General features: G+C 71.4%; 21 protein-coding genes. 3 read left to right on the forward strand and 18 right to left on the reverse strand.

The window, feature by feature from the left end; all coding sequences use genetic code 11:
* Positions 1-334: 334 nt before the first annotated feature.
* The 11 genes from DN051_RS13660 to DN051_RS13710 all read right to left on the reverse strand — a co-directional run bounded on the left by DN051_RS13660 (position 335) and on the right by DN051_RS13710 (position 10,983).
* A complete protein-coding gene (locus DN051_RS13660) occupies positions 335-1,726 on the reverse strand; it encodes an NDP-hexose 2,3-dehydratase family protein (RefSeq protein WP_053757261.1) in 1,392 nt (463 codons plus the stop codon).
* Positions 1,723-2,814 carry an NAD-dependent epimerase/dehydratase family protein gene (locus DN051_RS13665; RefSeq protein ID WP_063797238.1) on the reverse strand — a complete coding sequence of 364 codons (1,092 nt, stop codon included), beginning with the start codon at positions 2,812-2,814 and terminating at the stop codon, positions 1,723-1,725. The genes DN051_RS13660 and DN051_RS13665 overlap by 4 nt, the downstream gene beginning before the upstream one ends.
* Positions 2,805-3,416, reverse strand: coding sequence for a dTDP-4-dehydrorhamnose 3,5-epimerase family protein (locus DN051_RS13670; RefSeq protein ID WP_342781557.1), 612 nt, complete (start codon positions 3,414-3,416; stop codon positions 2,805-2,807). The genes DN051_RS13665 and DN051_RS13670 overlap by 10 nt, the downstream gene beginning before the upstream one ends.
* On the reverse strand, positions 3,413-4,294 hold the full coding sequence (gene rfbA / locus DN051_RS13675) for a glucose-1-phosphate thymidylyltransferase RfbA (RefSeq protein WP_112438791.1): 882 nt from the start codon (positions 4,292-4,294) through the stop codon (positions 3,413-3,415). Before rfbA ends, DN051_RS13670 begins: the two co-directional genes overlap by 4 nt.
* Positions 4,291-5,268 carry an L-tyrosine/L-tryptophan isonitrile synthase family protein gene (locus DN051_RS13680; RefSeq protein ID WP_112442252.1) on the reverse strand — a complete coding sequence of 326 codons (978 nt, stop codon included), beginning with the start codon at positions 5,266-5,268 and terminating at the stop codon, positions 4,291-4,293. Before DN051_RS13680 ends, rfbA begins: the two co-directional genes overlap by 4 nt.
* 112 nt (positions 5,269-5,380) lie before the next feature.
* The gene (locus DN051_RS13685; protein WP_053757264.1) at positions 5,381-6,676 is read right to left on the reverse strand and encodes a cytochrome P450 family protein; all 1,296 of its coding nucleotides are present in this window, start codon (positions 6,674-6,676) and stop codon (positions 5,381-5,383) included.
* A 221-nt stretch (positions 6,677-6,897) separates the two neighbouring features.
* Complete coding sequence (locus tag DN051_RS13690) at positions 6,898-7,167, reverse strand: ferredoxin (RefSeq protein WP_053757386.1); 270 nt, start codon at positions 7,165-7,167, stop codon at positions 6,898-6,900.
* Between the two features lie 5 nt (positions 7,168-7,172).
* A complete protein-coding gene (locus DN051_RS13695; protein WP_053757265.1) occupies positions 7,173-8,387 on the reverse strand; it encodes a cytochrome P450 in 1,215 nt (404 codons plus the stop codon).
* A gap of 353 nt (positions 8,388-8,740) precedes the next feature.
* The gene (locus DN051_RS13700; RefSeq protein WP_112438792.1) at positions 8,741-9,598 is read right to left on the reverse strand and encodes an ABC transporter permease; all 858 of its coding nucleotides are present in this window, start codon (positions 9,596-9,598) and stop codon (positions 8,741-8,743) included.
* The gene (locus tag DN051_RS13705; protein WP_112438793.1) at positions 9,595-10,599 is read right to left on the reverse strand and encodes an ATP-binding cassette domain-containing protein; all 1,005 of its coding nucleotides are present in this window, start codon (positions 10,597-10,599) and stop codon (positions 9,595-9,597) included. The genes DN051_RS13700 and DN051_RS13705 overlap by 4 nt, the downstream gene beginning before the upstream one ends.
* 87 nt (positions 10,600-10,686) lie before the next feature.
* Entirely contained in the window at positions 10,687-10,983 is a 297-nt protein-coding gene (locus DN051_RS13710; protein ID WP_053757268.1) for a hypothetical protein, read from the reverse strand.
* A gap of 128 nt (positions 10,984-11,111) precedes the next feature.
* Between DN051_RS13710 and DN051_RS13715 the strand changes: the two genes are divergently transcribed.
* Together DN051_RS13715 and DN051_RS13720 are read left to right on the forward strand one after the other, a co-directional pair.
* Entirely contained in the window at positions 11,112-11,453 is a 342-nt protein-coding gene (locus DN051_RS13715; RefSeq protein ID WP_053757269.1) for a PadR family transcriptional regulator, read from the forward strand.
* Positions 11,450-12,139 (forward strand): permease prefix domain 1-containing protein, encoded by a 690-nt coding sequence (locus DN051_RS13720; RefSeq protein ID WP_053757270.1) that lies wholly within the window; start codon positions 11,450-11,452, stop codon positions 12,137-12,139. The genes DN051_RS13715 and DN051_RS13720 overlap by 4 nt, the downstream gene beginning before the upstream one ends.
* Positions 12,140-12,234: 95 nt before the next feature.
* Here DN051_RS13720 and DN051_RS13725 read toward each other — a convergent pair whose 3' ends face one another.
* From DN051_RS13725 to rfbB, 5 genes are all read right to left on the reverse strand, one after another.
* Positions 12,235-13,554 (reverse strand): cation:proton antiporter, encoded by a 1,320-nt coding sequence (locus DN051_RS13725; protein WP_112438794.1) that lies wholly within the window; start codon positions 13,552-13,554, stop codon positions 12,235-12,237.
* Positions 13,554-14,468: a putative sugar O-methyltransferase gene (locus DN051_RS13730; RefSeq protein ID WP_053757272.1), complete on the reverse strand. Its 915-nt coding sequence runs from the start codon at positions 14,466-14,468 to the stop codon at positions 13,554-13,556. Before DN051_RS13730 ends, DN051_RS13725 begins: the two co-directional genes overlap by 1 nt.
* A gap of 123 nt (positions 14,469-14,591) precedes the next feature.
* Positions 14,592-15,887 carry an FAD-binding oxidoreductase gene (locus DN051_RS13735; protein ID WP_053757273.1) on the reverse strand — a complete coding sequence of 432 codons (1,296 nt, stop codon included), beginning with the start codon at positions 15,885-15,887 and terminating at the stop codon, positions 14,592-14,594.
* Positions 15,888-15,942: 55 nt separating this feature from the next.
* Complete coding sequence (locus DN051_RS13740; protein WP_112438795.1) at positions 15,943-16,449, reverse strand: hypothetical protein; 507 nt, start codon at positions 16,447-16,449, stop codon at positions 15,943-15,945.
* A gap of 88 nt (positions 16,450-16,537) precedes the next feature.
* Positions 16,538-17,551, reverse strand: coding sequence for a dTDP-glucose 4,6-dehydratase (gene rfbB / locus DN051_RS13745; RefSeq protein WP_112438796.1), 1,014 nt, complete (start codon positions 17,549-17,551; stop codon positions 16,538-16,540).
* 150 nt (positions 17,552-17,701) lie between these two features.
* Here rfbB and DN051_RS13750 point away from each other — a divergent pair, with 150 nt between their 5' ends.
* Positions 17,702-19,030, forward strand: coding sequence for a glycosyltransferase (locus tag DN051_RS13750; protein WP_107093831.1), 1,329 nt, complete (start codon positions 17,702-17,704; stop codon positions 19,028-19,030).
* On the opposite strand, the gene DN051_RS13755 is transcribed toward DN051_RS13750, so the two are convergent.
* Positions 19,021-20,190, reverse strand: coding sequence for a DegT/DnrJ/EryC1/StrS family aminotransferase (locus DN051_RS13755; RefSeq protein WP_162624922.1), 1,170 nt, complete (start codon positions 20,188-20,190; stop codon positions 19,021-19,023). The genes DN051_RS13750 and DN051_RS13755 overlap by 10 nt on opposite strands.
* Complete coding sequence (locus DN051_RS13760) at positions 20,187-20,705, reverse strand: flavin reductase family protein (protein WP_053757277.1); 519 nt, start codon at positions 20,703-20,705, stop codon at positions 20,187-20,189. The genes DN051_RS13755 and DN051_RS13760 overlap by 4 nt, the downstream gene beginning before the upstream one ends.
* Between the last annotated feature and the right edge of the window lie 13 nt (positions 20,706-20,718).

Below are 20,718 nucleotides of genomic sequence, written 5' to 3' on the forward strand. Positions count from 1 at the left end.
CCGGGCTGTGTTCAACCCTTTGCCGGGCTGTGATCGGTTCCGTGCCCGGCTGTGATCGCCCCTGTGGCGAGCGCCGTTCGCGCGGGGCCGCTTCGTCGCGGGCGGGCATGGCGGCGGCCCACTACCGCCCTGCGCGCGCGAGCCGCGCCGTTTCGACCGGATCACGGGGCGCCTCATGAGCCCCCTGCGCGCGCGAGAGCCGCGCGTGCCGGCGGGCCGCAGCGTCAGGACGACCGCCGGGCTGCCGGGATCCGGCCGGACGGCGGATCCTCGCGGCCGGGCACCGGCCGACAAGCGGTCCTTCACAGCCGGGATCCCGCCGGACGGCGGTCCCTCACAGGCGGGCGGCGCCCGAGTTGACGCAGGCCAGCAGGGTGCGGGCCTGGATGTTCAGGTAGTGGCCGTGCGCGGCCAGGGAGTTGAGCTGTCCGACCGTCGCCCAGGTGTATCCGCGCGGTGGTGCGATCGGCGCGGTGTCCTCGTCGGCCTCGACGAACAGGTACCGCACGCACGCGTCCAGGAACCGCCCGCCCTCCTCGGAGTGCACGGCCGAGTACGTGACGGCGCCGTCCCGCTCGGCCCGCAGTGCCGCCTCCAGGAAGCGCGGCCGGTCCGCGGCCGGTACCGCCTCCCAGTCGCGCGGCGCGCACTGCACGGTCGGCGCCAGTTCGACCCGGTTGAGGTAGCCGGCCTCCACGCGCGCGTGCACGAGCAGATGGGCGACGCCGCCCAGGCGCCGGAACAGGAAGGCCGCCACGCCGGTGCCGCACGGCTCGATCAGTGGCTGGGACCAGCCGCCGACCTCCCGGTTCCCGGCCTCCACGGCGACCCCGGTGACCTGGAAGAACCGGCCGTCGGGGCGCCGTATGGCGTCCGCGTCGCGGGTCCAGCCCTCGACCTCGGCGAGCGGCATCAGCCGGACGTCGACGTCGTGCCGGGCGCGCTCGGACGTGAACCAGGAGAGCAGTTCCAGGTCGGAGTGGCGGGCGCCCGGCTCGGCCGCCGGCAGCGGCAGACAGCCCAGGACGGTACGGGCGTCCATGTTGACCACGTTGTCCAGCCGGAGCAGTTCGCCGAGCTGGCCCAGGGTGAGCCAGCAGTAGTCGGCGGCGGGCGGCACCTCGGCGTCGGCGGCCTCGACCAGCATGTTCCGGTTGGCCTTGCGGTAGAACCAGGCGCCGTGCTCCGACTGGAGCGAGTCGGCCAGCACCCACTCGGGCGCCGCGTCCGTGAAGTGCTCCAGGTAGCGCACGGACGAACCGGCGTGCACCCGCTGGTAGTTGCTGCGGGTGGCCTGCACGGTCGGCGACAGCTGGAGCAGGTTGGGGTTGCCGGGTTCCATCTTGGCCTGCATCAGGAAGTGCAGTACGCCGTCGAACTCCTTGGCGAGGATGCCGAGGATGCCCACCTCGGGCTGGTGGATGACGGGCTGCTGCCAGTTGCCGATCGGCCCCTCGTCGACCCGGGCGGACAGCCCTCGCACCGCGAAGAAGCGGCCGCTGCGGTGCACGAGGTCGCCGGTGCCGGGCGCGAAGGACCAGTGGTCCAGCTCGTCCAGGGGCACCCGCCGCACGGTGAACCGGTGGGCGCGGGCCCGCTCGGCGAGCCATCCCGGGACGTCCTCGGTGCGCAGTCGGTGGCCCTCGCCGGTCGCGGCGGCGGAGCGGGCCAGCCGTGCGGGCAGGTCCTGTGCGGTCCTCGGGCGCAGCAGGGCGACGGTGCTCATGCCGGCCCGCCTCCCGGTTTCCCGTCATCGGCCGCACGTCCACCGGCCCCGGCTCCCCCACCGGCCCCCGCTCCCCCACCCGTTGCGGCGGCTTCGGCGGCGAGATGGTCCACGGTGCGGCGCAGCGCCTCGGTCAGCGGGGTGTCCGGCGTCCAGCCGGTGACGGACCGGAAGGCGGACGCGTCGATCGTGATGCTCGCGAAGTCCCCTGCCTCCGCCTGCTCGGGCGGCGGCACCGAGACCACCGGTACGGGCGGACGGCCGGTGCGCTCGGCGGCGAGCGCGGCGACCTGCTCGAAGACCGGTCCCAGGGGCCGGCCCTCACCGGTGCCGAGCAGCCAGTGGCGGCCGGCCAGCGCCTCGGCGTGGTCCAGGCCGGCCACGACGGCGCGGGCCAGGTCGTCGATGTAGAGCAGGTCGCGGCGGACGGTTCCGTCGTGCCACATCGTCAGCGGCTGTCCCGCCAGGGCGCGGCGGGCCATCGCCGAGACGACGCCCCGGTCGCGGGCCGCGGGACCGGCGCCCGGCCCGAACACGGTGGGCAGGCGCAGCGACGTCCCGCACAGCGCGCCGCGGGCGGCGGCGTCGAGCAGCAGCCGTTCGGCGGCCAGCTTCTGACGGTCGTACGGGCCCTTGGGGCGGTCCGGTTCGGTGCCGTCGAGGACCGGTTTGCCCGTCGGGCCGACCTGGGAGGCGGCACCCGTGAAGACGACCCTGGGGCGTGGTCCGGCCGGGCGGGCGGCGAGCGTGTCGACCAGGTCGCGCACGATGCCCACGTTGACCCGCTCGGCGGCCGTGTCGCCGTCCTCGATCCGCCAGGTGGCCGTGGCCGAGCTGTACAGCGTCGCCAGGACCACCGCGTCGGCGCCGGCCACCGCGGCGGCGAGCTCACCCGGCTCGGTGAGGTCGGCGGCCCGTATCTCGATGTCGGCGCGGGCGGCGGGCGGCGCGGTCGCCCGGCGCCGGGAGACCGCCCGGATCCGCACGGGCCGGTCGGCGAGTTCGCGCAGCACGGCCGAGCCCACGAAACCGGTGGCGCCGAGCAGCGCGATCGTGGGAGTGCCGGCGCGGTCGGGTGTCAGGGCCACAGCGCGGCCTCCACTTCACGGCAGGTGTCGTAGTCGGGCAGCAGGCCCTTGTCGCGGGCCTCGGCGAGCGTCGGCGCGGCGCCGTCCCGCGGGGACTGCCGCAGGTCGCCGCCCTCGGGCAGCGGAAGTCCGAGCGCCGGGTCCAGCGGGGAGACGGCCAGCTCGGCCTCCGGGACGTAGCCCTCCGACATCACGTACACGACGATCGAGTCGTCCTGCCGGGACAGGAAGGCGTGGCCCACGCCGACCGGGATGTACAGCGCCCGGCAGTCGCCGCCACTGAGCTCGGTCGTCTGATGGCGGCCGAAGGTGGGGGACCCCACTCTGAGGTCGACGAGGAAGTCCAGGACCCGTCCGTACGGGCAGTAGACGTACTTGGCCCGGCCGGGCGGGGCGGCGGTGTAGTGGATGCCGCGGAGCACCCCGCGGGCGGAGACGTTGTGGCTGATGTCCCTCACGGGGAACAGGGGGCGGCCCACGGCCTGGGTGAACGCGCTCTCCTGGAACGGCGACGCGAAGCACCCCCGGTCGTCCCCGAAGACCTGGGGCGTGAATTCCCGGACGCCCTCGATGGCCGGTGTGCGTACCCGCATGGCGGTCATTCGCCCTTCTCCTCGGCGGTGGTGATCTCCAGCAGGTACCGGCCGTACGGCGAGTGGGACAGGGCCAGGCCGAGCCGGTGGCAGGTGTCGGCGTCGATGTAGCCCATGCGCCAGGCGATCTCCTCGATGCAGCCGATGCGCACCCCCTGTCTGCGGGAGAGGATCTGCACGTACTGTCCCGCCTCGGTGAGGGCGTCGTGGGTGCCGGTGTCGAGCCAGACGAAGCCCCGGCCCAGCTGGACGAACTCGGCCTTCCCGCGTTCCAGGTAGGTGCGGTTGACGTCGGTGATCTCCAGCTCGCCGCGTTCGGAGGGCCGCAGCCCACGGGCGATGCCGACCACGTCGTTGTCGTAGAAGTACAGGCCGGTGACGGCCAGGTTGGAGCGCGGCGCGGCGGGCTTCTCCGCCAGGCGCAGCAGGCGGCCGACGGCGTCCACCTCGCCCACGCCGTACCGCTCGGGGTCGCCCACCGGGTAGCCGAACAGGACGCAGCCGTCGATGTCGCGGGCGCTGGATCGCAGGATCTCGCCGAAGCCGGGCCCGTGGAACAGGTTGTCGCCCAGGACGAGCGCGACCGCGTCGTCGCCGATGTGCTCGGCACCGACGAGGAAGGCGTCGGCGATGCCCCGGGGCTTGTCCTGTTCGGCGTAGCTCAGGCGCAGTCCGAGCCGCGAGCCGTCGCCGAGCAGCCGCTGGAAGCCGGGGACGTCCTGCGGGGCCGCGATGATCTGGATCTCGGTGATGCCGGCCAGCATCAGCACGGACAGCGGGTAGTAGATCATCGGCTTGTCGTAGACCGGCAGCATCTGCTTGGAGACGCCCAGCGTGATCGGGTAGAGACGGGTCCCGTGGCCGCCGGCGAGGATGATCCCCTTCATCCTCCGGTCCCCTGCGTGGCGGGGTCGGCGGGCAGCACCTCGTAGTGGCTGGGCCGGCCGTCCTCGTGCACCAGGTGGCCCAGGCCTTCGGCCTCGCGGCGGTGCAGCAGCTGCCAGCCGCCGTCGGGGTGGCGCAGCGCCACCGAGTGCCACGGCGTGGTCCACACGTCCGCGGTGCCGACGAACCGGATGCCGAACTTGCCCTCGCCGCGGTTCTGCGGATGGATCGAGAGGCGGACGTTCTCGGGATGGTGCTCGGCGATCAGCTCGCCCCAGGCGCGGCTGCGGACGATCACCTCGTAGGCGCGCCGGCGGCAGTCGCGCTGGAGCGCCGAGCGGGAGCCGTCCCACTCCGCCGCGTCCTCCATGAGGAACTTGGTGATGCCGCGATACATCCGCAGGGTGGACTCGTCGCTGCGCACCTCCTCGCGCAGCTGCTCGATCGACGGGCCGAGCGTCTCGGCGGCGACCTTGCGCTTCTCGTCGTACGACAGGTCGGGCCCGTAGACGTCCTTGAGGTCGAAGGTGTCGAGGTGGGCGGAGAGGCCCTCGGCGGCGATCATGCGGCGCAGTTCGTGGCCGTAGGCGTCGATGTGCTCGTCGGGGACGCCGATGACGTCGCCGAAGATGTGTCCGTCGGAGCAGATCAGGATCTTCGCGCCGGGGGCGTGGACCTTGGCGATCTCCGCGCACAGAGAGCCCAGGAAGCGCAGCGCGAGCCGCTCCCCGTGGTCCGGAAGATGGCCTAAGACCTTGTCCGGGTTGGGCGATTTGCAGGGGAAGCCCGGCAGGCTGAATATCACCGGTTCTTCACGTCGGACGAACTCGGCCATCTGCCGCAACTGCTCGGGGAAGTCCTCGGGGGTGTCGAGGTGCGGGTCCGTCTCGGCGGCCCGGCGGTGCGGGAGCAGCAGTTCGAGGATCTCGCGGCTGACGCGCTCGGCGGAGGAGGGGGAGGTGACGGTGGTGGACATCTGGGACATGGGTGATCGACTCGCTTTCCTCATGGAACGGATGCGGACATGCCGCCGGGTGACCGCCCGACGGTGGGCGGCCGGGGGTCGGGCCGGCCGGGGTCTCGTGCGCTCAGTGGCGCACGGGGCAGCCGGTGGCCGGCGCGGTCGCCGACGGGCCGTAGGAGACGGGCAGTTCGTCGACACCGCGCGCGAGGACGGCGCGGACCCAGTCGAGTTCCTGGTCCTCGACGGCGAGCCGCAGTCCGGGCAGTCCGGTGAGCAGCGCGCGTAGAGCGATCTGGAGTTCGATACGGGCGAGTGCGGCACCCGGGCAGAAGTGGATGCCGTGACCGAAGGCGAGGTGCGGGTTGGGCGTGCGGTCCAGGTCGAGGGTGTCGGCGTCGGGGAACCGCTCCGGGTCGCGGTTGGCGGCGCTCAGCGACACGATGACCGAGTCGCCGGCCGGTACACGGGTGCCGAGCAGCTCCGCGTCCTCGGCGAAGAACCGCCAGGTGGTGAGTTCGAAGGCGCTGTCGTAGCGCAGGAGTTCCTCCACCGCGCGGGCCAGCAGCGCCGGGTCGTGCCCCTCGCCCTCCGTCACGGCCTCCTGGAGCCGGCGCAGTTGGGCGGGGTGGCGCAGCAGGGCCACGAGGGCGGTGGTGATCTGGTTGGTCACCGGCTCCTGCCCGGCGACCAGTAGCTGGAAGACGATGGAGTCCTGCTCCTCCTTGCTGATCTCCCCCGCGTCACGGGCCACGACGAGCTTGGTGAGCAGGTCGTCGCCGGGGTCGCGGCGCTTGTCCTCGGTGACCTCGGCTATGTAGCCCTGGAGTCCGCGCAGCCGTCCTTCGTAGACCGGCCGCAGCGGGTCGGCCGGGCCGACGGGCTGCACGACCTTGCCCCAGTCGCGGTCGAACCGGGCCGCCAGGGCGGGCGGCAGGCCGATCACCTCGGCCAGCACCCGGAACGGGAAGTGCGCCGCGAAGGCGGCGACGACGTCGATCTCACCGGTCTCGGCACCGCCGTCGAGGGCGGTGGCGAGCAGTTCCGCGGCAATCTCCTCGAAGCGGGGCCGCATCCGCTCGACGTGGCGGGGCGAGAACGCCTCGGTGACCATCTTGCGCATCACGGTGTGCTTCGGCGGGTCCTGGTGCAGCAGGTGGACCTGGAGCTGCGAGTGCTGGGGCTCCGGCATGATGGCGGCGCGTTCCCGCCAGGCGCTGTTGCCGAGGTCGTGGTTCTTGCCGAGCCGGTCGTCGTTCAGGGCGCTGTGCGCGGCGTCGTACCCGGTGACCAGCCATGCGTCGACCCCGCTGGGGAAATTGACCCGGTGGACGGGGCCTTCCTCGCGAAGCTTCCGGTACAGCGGGTACGGGTCGGTCTTGTACTCCTTGCCGTAGAGGGGCAATGGTTCGGAATTCGGCATGGCCTTACGCTTCCTTCGTTCCTGGCGGAGAGGCGGGAATGGATGGTTTCCGCGTTGTTTCGACGGAATCACAACATGCCGACCCGCGGCCGTTCGTTCCATCCGCGGAATCCCGGCCGGCTGAACGCACGCATACGGCGCGGGAATTCGGGCACGGCGCTGGATTCGTCCGCCGAACAACTCGCGGAAACCGGCGGTTCACTCGATTCTGCGTATGCGGTTCAGAGCCTGGGCGCGAGAATCTCACCCGTGTTCACGTCGCGTACCGTGATCGCCTCCATGGGGCAGATCTCGGCGGCGTCGACCACCCGGGCGTCCGGCTCGGTCAGTTCCGCCACCGCACGGGCCCGTCCGGCGTCCAGGCGCAGCCGGCCGTGCGCGGTCGCCAGGCACAGCCCGGAGCCGGCGCAGGCGAGCCGGTCGACCTCGAGACGCCACTGGCCCCGGTCCGGTGCCGGGGTCCCGCTCGTCGCGGCGGGGCGGGACGGCACCGGGGTCACCACTCCACCAGAAGGGATTCGGGGGCCCGTGCGATGAGTCCGGGCTTCCACGGGACGTCGTCCACCGCGCCCGCGAGCCGCAGGCCGGGGAAGCGGTCCAGCAGTCCGCCGATCGCCGCCTTGAGTTCGGCGCGGGCGAGGGCGGCCCCGAGGCAGTAGTGGATGCCGTGGCCGAATCCGAGGTGCGGGTTGCGCTCCCGGTCGAAGCGGATGGCCTCCGGGTCGTCGAAGACGCGTTCGTCGCGGTCGCCCGCGGCCCGCTGGAAGATGACGGTCTCGCCTTTTCGGATCAGTACGCCGCCGACCTCGACGTCCTCGGAGGCGCGGCGCGGGAAACTGCCCGTCGAGCGGAGCGGAATGACGCGCAGCATCTCCTCGATGGCCGGGTCGAGCAGGGCGCGGTCGGCGAGGAGACGCGCGTAGAGGTCGCGCTGGGCGAGCAGCAGGAACGACACGTTGGAGATCATGCTGAGCGATGTCTCGTGGCCGGCCATGAGGATGCCGATCCCGGTGCGGACGGCCTCCACCTCGGTCATGTGGCCGGCGTCCAGCGCCTCGATGAGGACCGAGATCAGGTCGTCGGAGGGGCTGGCGCGGCGGAGGGAGATCAGTTTGCGCAGGAACTGCTCCAGGCCGTCCCGGGCGGCGTTCACCTCTTCCCTGGTGTGGGCGGAGGTGGCGACGAACACATCGGAGTACCGGCGGAACTCCGCCCGCTCCTCGTAGGGGACGCCGAACAGCTCCACGATCATGCGGACCGGAAGCGGAACCGCCAGCCGCTGCACGAGATCGCCGGGCGGGCCGGCCGCCTCCATCGCGTCGAGTTCGGTGGTGACCAGTTCCCGCATGCGGTCGGTGAGGTCGGAGACGATGCGCGGCCGGAACGCGTGCGCGACGATCTTGCGCATCTTCCCGTGGTCCGGCGGGTCCATGCTCAGCAGGTTCCCCGGGCGCAGCGGCAGCGGCGTCACCCGCGCGGTGTCGGGTTCGGTCGCGGCGCGGGAGCTGAACCGGGGGTCGGCGAGGAACTCCTTGATCTCGTGGTAGCCGGTGATCAGCCAGGCCTCACCGCCGTAGGGCATGGTCACCCGGGACACCGGTGCCGTCCGGCACAGCTCCATGTAACGGGGATTCAGATCCAGCCGGACCACGGGACCGAAAGGGTATTGCTCGGGCCGGGCAGTGTCGTGGGCCGCATCCGTGACGGTCACGGTTTCCCCCTTCTGTGAAATCGTCCGCCGCCTACGGAAAATGTGATCCGGGACACTCGGGTCGAGGTATCTCGACGCGTCACCCGCGCGCGGGTCCGCGGAATTCCGCCGGCAAGGGCGATGAGGTCGAACGAAAAGCGATTCAGCAGGTCTGGCCGGTCGTCGGTCAGCGGCACCGCGACCGCGTCGTACCCAGCCTGTCGCTCGGGGATCGTCTCACAGAAACCAGGGGCCGGAAGGCGTTCGAAATCGAGGCTCGCATTCCGCATGAGCGCCGGTATTCAACATTCAACGAAAAGCGGCGGGCGGCGCCCGGTCGGGCGTCACCCGCCGCGGCGGCGTGGGCGGTTGTGTCACCTGCGGGCGTACAGCCGCATCGTGACCGGGCCGAAGACGAACAGCAGCAGCGCCGCCCAGCCCAGGACCCAGGCGATCTCCGACGCCGGCCGGTCGCCGGCCATCAGGGAGCGCACCGCCTCGCACAGATGGGAGACCGGGCTGTTGTTCACGAACGCCTGCAACCAGCCGGGCATGGTCCGCGGGTCGACGAAGACATTGCTCAGGAAGGACAGCGGGAAGATCACCATCATCGACACCCCCATCACCGACTTCTCGGTGCGCAGCAGCAGACCGAACATGGTCCACACCCAGGAGAAGGCGAAGCTGAACACCAGCAGCAGGGCCACCCCCGCCAGTACCCCGAGGACACCGCCGTCCGGCCGGAAGCCGAGGATCAGACCCACCGTCAGGATCACCACGGAGGCGACGGTGTAGCGGAGCATGTCGCCCAGCAGGTAGCCGACCATCGGGGCGGGCCGCCAGATCGGCAGGGTCTTGAAGCGGTCGAACACGCCCTTGGCGATGTCCACGTTGATGGAGATGCCCGTGTACATCGTCGTCATGATGATCGACATCACCAGGATGCCGGGCAGCAGGAACTGGATGTACTCCTCGGTGGAACCGGCCAGGGCCCCGCCGAAGAGATACGTGAACATCAGCACGAACATGATCGGCATCGCGGTCACGTCGAACAGCTGCTCCGGCAGATGCTTGATCTTCAGCATCGCCCGCCAGCCGAAGGCGGTGGAGGCGGCGGCCGCGCCGGCCCTCGGCCGCGCTCCGGCCGGGGCGACCAGCAGTTCGGCCAGGGACTCGGAGGAGACCCGGACGGGCCCGTCGGCACGGTCGTCGGTCTTGGTCGCGGTGGTCATGCGATGGCCTCCTGAACGGTACGGCCGCTGCCGGGGGCGTCGTCGGTCAGGGCGAGGAAGACTTCGTCGAGGCTCGGCTGCCCCAGGGAGAAGGTGTCGACGGAGATGCCGGCCCGGGCCAGTTCCGCCAGGGCGCGCGAGGCCCGCTCCGCCGCACCGGAACCGTCGGTCCCGGTCAGCCGGGCGGTGAGGGCGACCGGGTCGGGTTCGAGCGTCACGGGCGCGTCGTCCAGGGCCAGGCGCAGCAGCTTCTCGGCTTCGGGGCGTTGCGCCGCGTCGCGCAGCCGCAGATGCACCGAACCGGCGCCCACGGAGGCCTTGAGCTCCCCCTTGGTGCCCTCGGCGATCACCCGGCCGCTGTCGATCACCGCGATCCGCCCGGCCAGTTGATCGGCCTCGTCCAGGTACTGGGTGGTGAGCAGCACCGTGGTGCCCTGGGCGACGATCGCCCGCACGATCTCCCACACGTGGTTGCGGCTGCGCGGGTCGAGGCCCGTGGTGGGCTCGTCGAGGAAGAGCAGATCGGGGGTGTTGAGGATGGACGCCGCGATGTCGAGCCGGCGCCGCATGCCGCCGGAGTACGTCTTCACCTGCCGGTCGGCCGCCTCGGTCAGGACGAAGGCCTCCAGCATCTGCGCGGCCCGCACCCGGGCACCGGACCTGCCGTGGCCGAGCAGCCGGCCGAGCAGGATCAGGTTCTCCGCGCCGGTCAGGTCCTCGTCCAGCGAGGCGTACTGGCCGGTGAGGGAGACGCGGGAGCGGACCTCGTCCGCGTCCCGGACGACGTCCCGGCCGAACACCCGGGCCCGGCCGCCGTCGGGACGCAGCAGGGTCGCGAGCATCTTCACGAAGGTGGTCTTGCCCGCCCCGTTGGGTCCGAGGACGCCGTAGACCATGCCCTGGGGGATGACGAGATCGATGCCGTCGACGGCCCTCTTGTCCCCGTAGGTCTTCACCAGCCCCTCGGTCTCGATGGCAGGTGCCGAACTGTGCGCGGTCATGGCGTCATCCCCCGTCGGGTCCTGGCTGTCGGGTCTTTCGTACGGCGCGGTCCGCCGTGGATCCTGTCGGTGCGAGCGCGCGGGTGGTCAGCCACGCGGGCCTCCCGGGGCCGTGTCGACGGCCGGTGAGGCCGGTGCCGGGCGGCCGCGCAGCCGCGCGACGGCGAGCAGCCCGCCGATGCCCGGGACGGCGGCGCGCCACCGGGCGCCGGAACCGGCCGCGGCCGGGGCCATGCACGCGGCCCCGATGGTGACGAGGTACGCCGTGCCGTGCAGGGGCCCGACGAGCGAGGTGATCACCCGCAGGTGCACGGTGAACAGGTTCAGGAAGAGCAGAGCGAGGGAGGCCGCCTCGACAGCGGCGGCGATCCGCAGCGTACGCACCGGGTCACGCTCCCGCGACGGAGCCGGTTGACAGCGCCTTGATCACTGGTGGGCCCTTTCGCCCTCGGCAATATGTTGGCTGCCAATAGATAGCACACCAATACCCTCATTGTGTAGGCTGCCGACTCATGAGACAGGATGCGGTGCGCGGTCACCTGGACGGACTGCTGCTGGCCGTGCTCGAACCGGGCCCCCTGCACGGCTACGCGATCATCACGGCGGTGCAGCAGCGCAGCGGGGGCGCGCTCGAACTGCGCACGGGCACGATCTATCCCGCGCTCAACCGGCTGGAGCGGGTCGGCCTGCTGCGCAGCAGCTGGGAGTCCGCCGGTGAGCGCCGCAAGCGCTGCTACGAACTCACCGAAGCGGGACGGCGGACGCTGGCCCGCGAACGCACGGCGTGGCAGGAGTTCACCACCGCCATCGGCTCGGTCCTCAATCCCGTCTCGCCGCCCGGAGTGGTCACATGAGCGCCGTCACCCCGCAGACCGATCCCATCGACGACTACGTCTCCGCCCTGGCCGCCGCCCTGCACGGCCCGGAGCGGACCAAGGCGCGCATGGTGGCCGAGGTGCGCGAGGGCCTCACGGACGCGGTGTCGGAACGCACCCGCGCGGGACTGACCTACCAGCACGCGGCCGACGAGGCGGTGCAGGAGTTCGGCAGCGCGGACGAGCTGGTGGGCAGCTGGCAGCGTGAGCTGACCATCGCCCAAGCCCGGCACACCGCGCGGGCCGTCGCGCTCACCATCCCCTTCGTGATCGCCTGCTGGTTCCTGGTCCGGCAGGCCGGCACCGACCAGACCTGGCAACTGCCGCGCACGGCCCAGCTGCTGGCGGTCAACCTCGCCGGTGTGTCGGCCGTCGCCGCACTGCTCTCCGCCGCCACGCTGGCGGCCACCGGCACGCTCGCCCGCTGGCTGCCCACGCCTGACCGGCTGCCGCTGACCGTCGCCTGGGCGGCCACCGTCGCCAGCCTGTCCATGGCCGTCGCCACCCTGGCGCTCGCCATCGCCGCCGCCCTGGGCACCAACTGGCTGCTGCTCGCGTTCGCCGGGGCCCTCGCCGCCACCTCGCACGCGCTGGTGGCGGGTTCGGCACGGTCCTGCCGGCACTGTGCGCGCCTGACGGTCACGGACGGCCGCGGCGACGGCTGACGGCACCGTCCGCGACGCGCCGCCCCCGCGAACAGCGCGGCCGCCGCCGCACCGGGACATCGCACCCGGCGCGACGGCGGCACCCTCGGCACGCGTCATCCGTACGCCTTCTCGCGGAGCGCCTCCTCCGGGGTCTCCTCGATCCGCTTCATGGCCATCGTGAGGATCGGCGGAGCCATCAGCGAGGTGACGACCGCGATCAGGACGATGATGGTGTACGTCTCGGTGGTCAGCACCCCGAGCCGCAGTCCCGCCATCGCGATGACGACCTCGACGACGCCCCGGGCGTTCATCCCCGCCCCCAGCGCCAGCCCCTCCCACCGGGACAGCCGGCTGAGCCGGGCGCCGGCGTAGGCACCGGCGAACTTGCCCAGCACGGCCACGAAGAGCAGCAGGAACGCCGCGCCCAGCACCTCGGGATCGGCCAGCCCCGTCAGATCCATCCGCAGTCCCGCGGCGGCGAAGAAGACGGGCGCGAACACCCTCAGCACCACCGTGCGCAGCGCGGCCAGCCGGCCCGGTGCGAGCTGTCCGGTGGAGCTGATGACGATGCCGCACACAAAGGCACCGAACATGGGCTCCTGCTTCAGCGCGTGCGCCGCTGCGGCGGACAGCAGCAGCATCACGACCACCGCGGCGACCGTGGATCCCGGATCGGACGACCGTGCCGTCCTGCGCAGCACCGCCCCGACGGCCGCGCGGCCCACGGTGGCGGCCAGTACCAGGAAGACCAGCAACGAGGCGAACGCCAGGCCCGCGTGACCGAGCGTCAGGCCGGTGGTGGCCAGCGCCGTCACCATCGACAGCAGGAACCACGCCACGGTGTCGTCGATCGTTCCCGCCGTCATGATGAGCTGCCCCATGTTGCGGTTGAGCAGTCCCATGTCGGACAGGGTCTTGGCGATGACGGGCAGCGCGCTGACGCACATCGCCACCCCGAGGAACAACGCGAACACCCCGCGGTCCACGTCCGCCGGCAGCAGCTTGTCCGGCAGCAGGTAGGCGACGCCGATGCCCATGGCCAGCGGTACGAGGAGTCCGCCCAGGCTCACCTGGAGGGCCGTCCGGCCCTCCCGGCGGATCAGTCCGAGGTGGAGCTGGGTCCCGGTGACGCCGACCAGGAGCAGCAGACCGATCTGGCTGAACGCGTCCAGGAGGTGGAACTGGTCCGCTTCCTTGGGGAACAGCCAGTCGGTCAGCGCCGGGGCCGCCCACTCCAGGAGCGAGGGCCCCAGCAGGACGCCGACCATCAACTCGCCCACCACGGCGGGCATCCCCCATCGCCCGGCCAGCCGGCCGAGCAGCAGCGCGAGCGCGAGCAGCACACCGACCTGGAGCAGGAGCAGCAGCAGCGGGTGCGCGCCGAGGGGCGCCACGGGTGCCGCCAGGACGGACGGCGCCGCCCCGTACGGCATCACCGGCCCTCGGCGGGCGCCTGGTACAGAGCCTGCCAGTACCAGGTGAAGGGCGCGGCCCACTCGTCCGCGACGCAGCTCCAGCTCTCGTGCGGGCGGTAGGCCACCACGAACTTGCGGGCCTGCTCGCGCACCGCGCGGTTGTCGTGGACGTCGATGACGTCGGTCAGCAGTCCCGCGTCCAGGGCGCGGGCGATGGCGGCCTCACCACGGGCGTGGTCGTCGAGGCTCTTGTCCATGTATTTGCCGACGGGGTTGTTGGTGTAGAAGTTCCGGCCGCGCTCGGCAATGAGCGAGAGGTAGTACCGGACGGTCTTGACGTCCATTTCAGCGAGGGAGTCGATGTTGATGCAGAGATCGAATTCCGCGTCGCCCAGGGATGCCTCGATCTCATCGATGGGAATGAACGTGATCTTCTTGAACTCCTCGTCCGGGAGCACCGCCCGCAGGTATTTGCGGGAAAGCGCCATCGTGGTCGGGAGATCGATGATCGTGTAGGCGGCGATGTCCTTGTTCGACATCAGCGTGTGACAGGTCCGGCCGTATCCGGCGCCGATCTCCAGAACGCGTCCGCCGTCGAGATCGACGTTCTTCTCGATGAACTCCAGATCGCTGACGGCCCGCAGGTAGTCCAGGTCGACGGACTCCCCGTCGTACGTGACCGCGTACGGCCGGCCGAGGTCGCGCCCGCTGATGCGGCGCAGCCGGTCCCAGTTGTCCGCGCTGAGCTGTCCGGCCAGGTTGTAGATGAGCGTCTTCAGATACCGGACGCCGTTCGTGCGCACATCGAAGTAGGTCAGCCGGTAGTTGACCTGGCTCGTCTTGAAATCGGCGAGGTCACCGATCAGTTCCTCATTGACCTCGTTTTCCCCGATGTATTTCCAGAGCTCGTTCACCTGCGGCTTGAAACCCATTGAATACCTTCCCCGAGTTGCGTCCGACTCGTTGGAGAATATGGCTCGGGAATCAGCGGTGACAAGATTGAACGGAGCGCCCGGACGGTTTTCGGTAACCGTCCGGGCGCTCTCCTTCGTAAATCAGCTCCGGCCGCGCGGGCCCACGGTGAATCCCGGGCTGACACCCACCGCCGCCGTACCGAACGGCTCCAGCGCCCAGCCGGGGTTGGCCTGGTCGTGGGCGGCGGCGGGGTGGGTGACGGAGACGCAGGGGTCGACCGGGGCCACGGCGGCGACCAGGTACCGGGCGTCGCGTCCCTGCACGGTGTCCGGGACGGTGGCCGGACGGGCGAGGGCGCCGCCGAGGTGACGGATGTTCACGATCACCATGGTGGGTCCGTCCAGCCGCGCCAGGTTCTCCAGGGCCGTCGTGTCGAGGGCGTCGACCAGCAGGTTCTCACCGATGTACGGGCCGGGGTTGTCGGGTTCGGCGTGCACCCGCTCGTACTCGGCGAACGGCATCGGCGCCAGGGTGTCCTCGATCGGCGGGGCGACCCTGCGCAGCGGGGCCACCAGCCGGTCGGCCTCCTCCCGCGAGCCGCGCAGGGCGACCGCGACCCGGGCGATGCGCCGGCCGCGCAGCATGGGCGGCAGGTAGTCGAGGTCGGGGAACGACATCACCCGGAGCGTGGAGGTGAGTTCCTCGGGCAGGTCGGCGGTCCACTCCTGGAAGGCGTGCAGCACCGCCGGGTCGCCCTTGCTGCCCGTCGCGCCGATGTCGAAGGTGAGGCCGCCGCCCTGCAGCGGCCCCTCGGACAGCAGGCCGACCGTCATCCCGGTGACGACCTCCCCCCGCATCGGTCCGCTGCCGCGCAGATGGGCGAACCACTCGGCGTCGCGCGGGCCGACCTCCCGCTCCTCGCCCTCGTCGGTGACGACGGTGAAGGAGCGGACCAGATCGCTGGCCCAGCCGTCGGAGCGGGCCAGCAGGCTGATGCCGCCGCCCAGGGTGTAGCCGACGGCGCCGACGCAGCCCAGGCTGCCGCTGGGCGGGACCAGCCCGTGCGGTGCGGCGGCCGCCAGGACGTCGTTCCAGGTGGCGCCGCCGCCGACGCGGGCGGTGCGGGCCACGGGGTCGATCAGGACGCCGTTCATCCGGCGCAGCGTCACGACGACGCCCTCGTTCGCGGCGAAGCGCATGCCGTGACCGGTGTTGTGCACGGTGACCGGAACGCCGTGCTCACCGGCCAGGCGCAGCACGGTCCGCACGTCGGCGGCGTCCCGCGCACCCACCACCAGGTCCGGCTGGTGCCGCAGCCCGAGCTGGAAGCTGGCCAGTTCCTCGGTGAATCCGCTGTCGTCGGGCAGCAGCACCGGTCCCGCGACGGAATCGGCCAGGACTCCGGCGAGGGCGGAGGCTTCGTTCTCGATCGTCATGTCTGTCCTTGTCCTCGACTGCGCGCGAAAGGGCGGTTCTGCGGGCGTACGGCGGTCAGGCACCGGTGGTGGAGCCGGGCCGGACGATCATCAGGACCACGACGACGGCCCAGAGCAGGTTGAAGATGCCGGTGACCATGGCCAGCCGGGCCGCGGCCGAGCGCGTGGCCTCCGCGGTGGCCGTGCCGACGGCCGTGCCGGTGCCCGCGGTGACGCCGGCGGGCTGGGCGAGCAGCCGCTCCTGGCCGGGCAGGATCGCCGCCAGCAGCAGGGCCGCGGCGATCGCGGTGAGGACGATCGAGACGATCAGCCAGGCGTCGCCCAGCACCCCCATCTGGGCGCCGGTGGCGATACCGAAGACCGGGACGGCGACGCCGACGACGGTGTACCCCCGGCAGATCCGGTGCAGCAGCGCGGCGGTGGCGGGGGTGCGCTCCTCGCCGCTCTGGTCCTCCCCGGTCTGCGGCTTGACGAAGCGGGGGAACATCGAGGCCGCGACCGTGATCGGCCCGATCGCCACGATCGCCGCCAGCACATGCACCGAGAGCAGCAGTTTGGTCACCGGGGAGTCCCTTCTGGATTGCCTGCCAATACGTTGGCTACCAACCAATTGGTAGCACACGAGAACCCGCCCTGAGTAGGCTGCCTACCTATTTCCGGCCTGCCGCGGCGCCGAGCGGCCGGGCCGCGTCTCCCTCGCCGCCCGCGACGAGCGGCTCCCACCAGGCCGTTCGGGTCCGGTACCAGTCGACGGTCGAGGCCAGACCGCGGTCGAAGGGGACGGTGGGGGCGTAGCCGAGGGCGCGCAGCTTCCGGTCGCTGAGCGCGTACCGGAGGTCGTGGCCCTTGCGGTCGGGCACGTGCTCGACCATCGCCCAGTCGCGGCCGACCGCGCGGAGCAGCCGCGTCGTCAGCTCACGGTTGGTCAGCTCGGCGGTGCCCGCGATGTGGTAGCACTCCCCCGGCGCGCCCCGCTCGGCCACCACCTGGATGCCGCGGCAGTGGTCCTCGACGTGGATCCAGTCCCGCACGTTGTTCCCCTCCCCGTACAGCGGGACCGTGCGGCCGCGCAGCAGATTGGTGATGAACAGCGGGATGACCTTCTCCGGGTACTGGAAGGGCCCGTAGTTGTTGCCGCAGCGGGTGACCGAGACGGGCAGCCCGTGGGTGCGCGCGTAGGCGAGGGCGATCAGGTCGCCGCCCGCCTTGGACGCCGCGTAGGGCGAGTTGGGGGACACCGGCGCGTCCTCGCTCCAGGCGCCCGTGGCGATGCTCCCGTAGACCTCGTCCGTCGAGACGTGCACGACCCTCGGGGTGGCCGCGTCGAGGCAGGCCCGCATCAGGGTCTGCGTGCCGAGGACGTTGGTGCGGACGAAATCACCGGAGTCCTCGATCGAACGGTCCACATGGGTCTCCGCCGCGAAATTCACCACCAGGTCGTGCCCCGGCACCACACGCGAGAGCAGCTCCGCGTCACAGAGGTCGCCCCGGACGAATTCGATACGGTCGGCGACGGATTCGAGATTTGCGGGATTCCCGGCGTAAGTGAGCTTGTCCAGCACGGTGATCCGTGGCGTCCGCCCCGTTGTCTTCGGGCCGGACACGAGCATGCGTACGTAACCGGAGCCGATGAACCCGGCTCCGCCGGTCACGAGTATTTGCATGGAACACACCTCCGGAAACCATGCTTTCCTCCGGCGTCCCGTTCGGCCAGATCACGGCGGCCTGAACAGGCCACGAACGGTCCGGGGCAGGCGAGTTGTGGGTTAGCGTTCCGCCCACAGCAACAATCGGCCGAGAAGAGAGGCAGAGCCTTGGCGAATGTTCTCGTGGCGACGGCGCCGGCCGAGGGCCATGTCAATGTCATCATGCATCTGGTGAAAGAGCTGGTACGCCGCGGAAACACCGTGACCTGGTACACGGGCAAGGTTTTCCGGGACCGCGTCGAAAGGACCGGGGCGGCATTCTCACCGATCGTCTCCGGATTCGACTACGGCGGAATGACGCACGACGAGGCGTTTCCGCACCATGCGGGGCTCACCGGCGTCAGGGGAATGGTCGCGGTGTTCCGTGACGTGTTCCTCGGCACCGCGCCCGACCAGTTGCGGGACCTCTCGGCCCTCGCCGACGAACTGAAGCCGGACGTGATCGTCACGGACGAGACCACGTACGCGGGCGGGTTCCTGAGCGAGCTGAAGGGGATTCCGCTGGTCTGGACGGCCACGTCGATCTACACGCTCGGCAGCCGGGACACCGCGCCCTTCGGCATGGGCCTGAAGCCCAGCTCCTCCTTCCTCGGGCGGCTGCGCAACCGGACGCTGAAGTGGACCGCGGACCACGTCCTCATGCGTGAACTGCGCCGCGTCGCGGACCGGACGCGGGCCGAGGTGGGCCTGGCGCCGATCGCCGCCGGCGCGTTCGAGAACATCGTCCGGATGCCGTCGCTGTACCTGCTGGGGACGGTGCCGTCCTTCGAGTACCCGCGCAGCGACCTGCTGCCGCAGACCCGGTTCGTGGGCCCCATCACGGGAACGGCCTCCGACGAGTTCGAGGCGCCGCACTGGTGGGACGACCTGCGGGCGCACGACACCGTGGTGCACCTCACGCAGGGCACCGTCGCCAACGAGCCGGAGCGGCTGCTGCGGCCGGCGATCCGCGCGCTGTCCGCCCTCGACGCGCTGGTCGTCGTGACGACCGGGGTGCCGCCGGAGCAGCTCGACCTGGGTCCGCTGCCGGACAACGTCCGGGTGGAGCGCTTCGTCCCGTACCACCACCTGCTCCCGCACGCCGACCTGCTCGTCACCAACGGCGGATACGGCGGTGTGACCGCGGCGTTGAGCAACGGTGTCCCGCTGGTCGTGGCCTCGGCCACCGAGGACAAGAACGAGGTCGGCGCGCACGTCGGCTGGTCGGGGGCAGGCGTCCACCTCAAGAGCGGCGACGACCTGGAGCGCCGGCTGGGCGAGGCGGTGCGGCGCGTGCTGAGCGAGCCGTCCTTCCGCGCGCGGGCGGAGCGGTTCGGCGCGGAGTACCGGGCGCTGAACGGGCCGCGCCGCGCCGCCGAGCTCATCGAGGAGCTGGCGGGCGGCGCCGGCCCCCGGGCGGGCGGCCCGGAGCGGGAACGGTCCCCGCGTCACGCGTAGCGCACCGCGGCGGCGATCACGTCGCAGATGCGGTCCACATCGTCCGGAGTCACCGACAGCCCGGTCGGCAGGGCGAGCACACGCTCCGTCAGCGTCTCGGTCACCGAGAGGTCGACGGGCGTGTGCACGGTCTCCCGCCGGTAGGGCGGCATGGTGTGGCAGCCCGGCGAGAAGTACTTCTTGGTGCGCACGTTCTCCGCGTCGAGGACGGCCATGAGCCGGTCCCGGTCCAGGCCCGCCGCCTCGGGGTCCACCCGTACGACGACGTACTGGTGGTTGTGCGTCTGGCCCTGCGGCGCCGCCATCAGGGACACCCCGGGCACGTCGGCCAGGCCCGTCCGGTAGCGCGTGTACAGGGCGCGGTAGACCTTCAGCATGTCGTCCAGGTGCTCGACGGAGGCGATGCCCATCGCCGCGGACGACTCGTTCATCTTCGCGTTGGTGCCCGGGCCGACGACGTCCATCGTCTCGTCGAAGCCGAAGTTGTGCATCGACCGCACGCGCGCGTGCACCTCGGCCGAGTCCGTGGCGACGAGCCCGCCCTCGAAGCAGTTCAGGATCTTCGTCGCGTGGAAGCTGAACACCTCCGCGGCGCCGGCCGGGGCCGGCCGCAGGGGCAGGCACCCGAACGCCTGGGCGGAGTCGAAGACGAGCGGCACGCCCGCCTCCCTGGCCACGTCGTCGAGTCCGGCCGTGTCGCAGAGGTTGCCCCAGATGTGGACGCCAAGGATGCCGCCGGTGCGCGGCGAGACGGCCTTGGCGACAGAGCGCGGATCGAGGGTGCCCGTCTCGGGATCGACGTCGGCGAAGACCGGGGTGAGGCCGATCCAGTCCATCGCGTGGGCACTCGCCACGAAGGTGAACGACGGCATGATCACCTCACCGGTGACCCCGCACGCCTTCACGGCGACCTGCAGCGCGGTGGTGGCGTTGTTCGTGGCGGTGTTGTGCGCGCGCAGGGTCCGCTCGGCCGCGAGCGCCTCGAACCGCCGCACCAGCGGCCCGAGGTTGCTCAGCCAGCGGCGGTCGATGGCCTCGCCCACCAGTTCCAGGTAGCGGTCCTTGGCGGGGACGTTCGGGGTCCCGACCCTGATGTCCTCGGCGAAACCCGGCGTACCCCCGTAGTACGCCAGGTCGCTCCGGGTCCGTTTGGTCCTCACGACGCCGCCGGCCAGACGGCGTAGCCGCGCAGCCCGTACATCAGTGGTCGCGGGGCCGGCCAGGTCAGCGACCGCTCGACCTCGCCGAAGACCACGGTGTGGTCACCGACGGAGTCGGCCCGCACCACCCGGCAGTCGGCCACCGCGTGCGCCACGTCCGGCAGATGCGGTCCCCCGCAGCCGGGCGGGTCCTCCCACTTCACACGGTCGAACCGGTCGGAGGCGCCCGACGCGAACAGCTCCGCCGCCGGGCGCCCGGCCTCGCCCAGCAGGTTGACCGAGAAACGGTCCTGGTCCAGTACGGCGCCCAGCGTCGGGCTCCCGTTCCGTAAGCAGATCAGCAGGGTCGGCGGCCGCAAGGTGACACTGCTCAGCGACGAACACGTCATGCCCCACGGCCGCCGGGCCGCGTCGAACGCCGTGACCACCGAGACGCCGGTGGGAAATCCGGCCATCAGCTCGCGAAATTCCCCCGGTGCGAGAGTGGCCGCCGAAGGGGTGTTGGGTGCGATCATCCCGGCATCACCA

Origin of the sequence: Streptomyces cadmiisoli (genome assembly GCF_003261055.1) — a bacterium.
GTDB classification, from domain to species: domain Bacteria; phylum Actinomycetota; class Actinomycetes; order Streptomycetales; family Streptomycetaceae; genus Streptomyces; species Streptomyces cadmiisoli.

Coding starts and splice junctions, on each gene's coding strand:
- DN051_RS13660 (WP_053757261.1), bottom strand. CDS start 1,726: ATGAGCACCGTCGCCCTGCTGCGCCCGAGGACCGCACAGGACCTGCCC.
- DN051_RS13685 (WP_053757264.1), bottom strand. CDS start 6,676: ATGCCGAATTCCGAACCATTGCCCCTCTACGGCAAGGAGTACAAGACC.
- DN051_RS13670 (WP_342781557.1), bottom strand. CDS start 3,416: ATGACCGCCATGCGGGTACGCACACCGGCCATCGAGGGCGTCCGGGAA.
- DN051_RS13730 (WP_053757272.1), bottom strand. CDS start 14,468: ATGGGTTTCAAGCCGCAGGTGAACGAGCTCTGGAAATACATCGGGGAA.
- DN051_RS13720 (WP_053757270.1), top strand. CDS start 11,450: ATGAGCGCCGTCACCCCGCAGACCGATCCCATCGACGACTACGTCTCC.
- DN051_RS13725 (WP_112438794.1), bottom strand. CDS start 13,554: ATGCCGTACGGGGCGGCGCCGTCCGTCCTGGCGGCACCCGTGGCGCCC.
- rfbB (WP_112438796.1), bottom strand. CDS start 17,551: ATGCAAATACTCGTGACCGGCGGAGCCGGGTTCATCGGCTCCGGTTAC.
- DN051_RS13705 (WP_112438793.1), bottom strand. CDS start 10,599: ATGACCGCGCACAGTTCGGCACCTGCCATCGAGACCGAGGGGCTGGTG.
- DN051_RS13735 (WP_053757273.1), bottom strand. CDS start 15,887: ATGACGATCGAGAACGAAGCCTCCGCCCTCGCCGGAGTCCTGGCCGAT.
- DN051_RS13715 (WP_053757269.1), top strand. CDS start 11,112: ATGAGACAGGATGCGGTGCGCGGTCACCTGGACGGACTGCTGCTGGCC.
- DN051_RS13760 (WP_053757277.1), bottom strand. CDS start 20,705: ATGATCGCACCCAACACCCCTTCGGCGGCCACTCTCGCACCGGGGGAA.
- rfbA (WP_112438791.1), bottom strand. CDS start 4,294: ATGAAGGGGATCATCCTCGCCGGCGGCCACGGGACCCGTCTCTACCCG.
- DN051_RS13680 (WP_112442252.1), bottom strand. CDS start 5,268: ATGTCCACCACCGTCACCTCCCCCTCCTCCGCCGAGCGCGTCAGCCGC.
- DN051_RS13700 (WP_112438792.1), bottom strand. CDS start 9,598: ATGACCACCGCGACCAAGACCGACGACCGTGCCGACGGGCCCGTCCGG.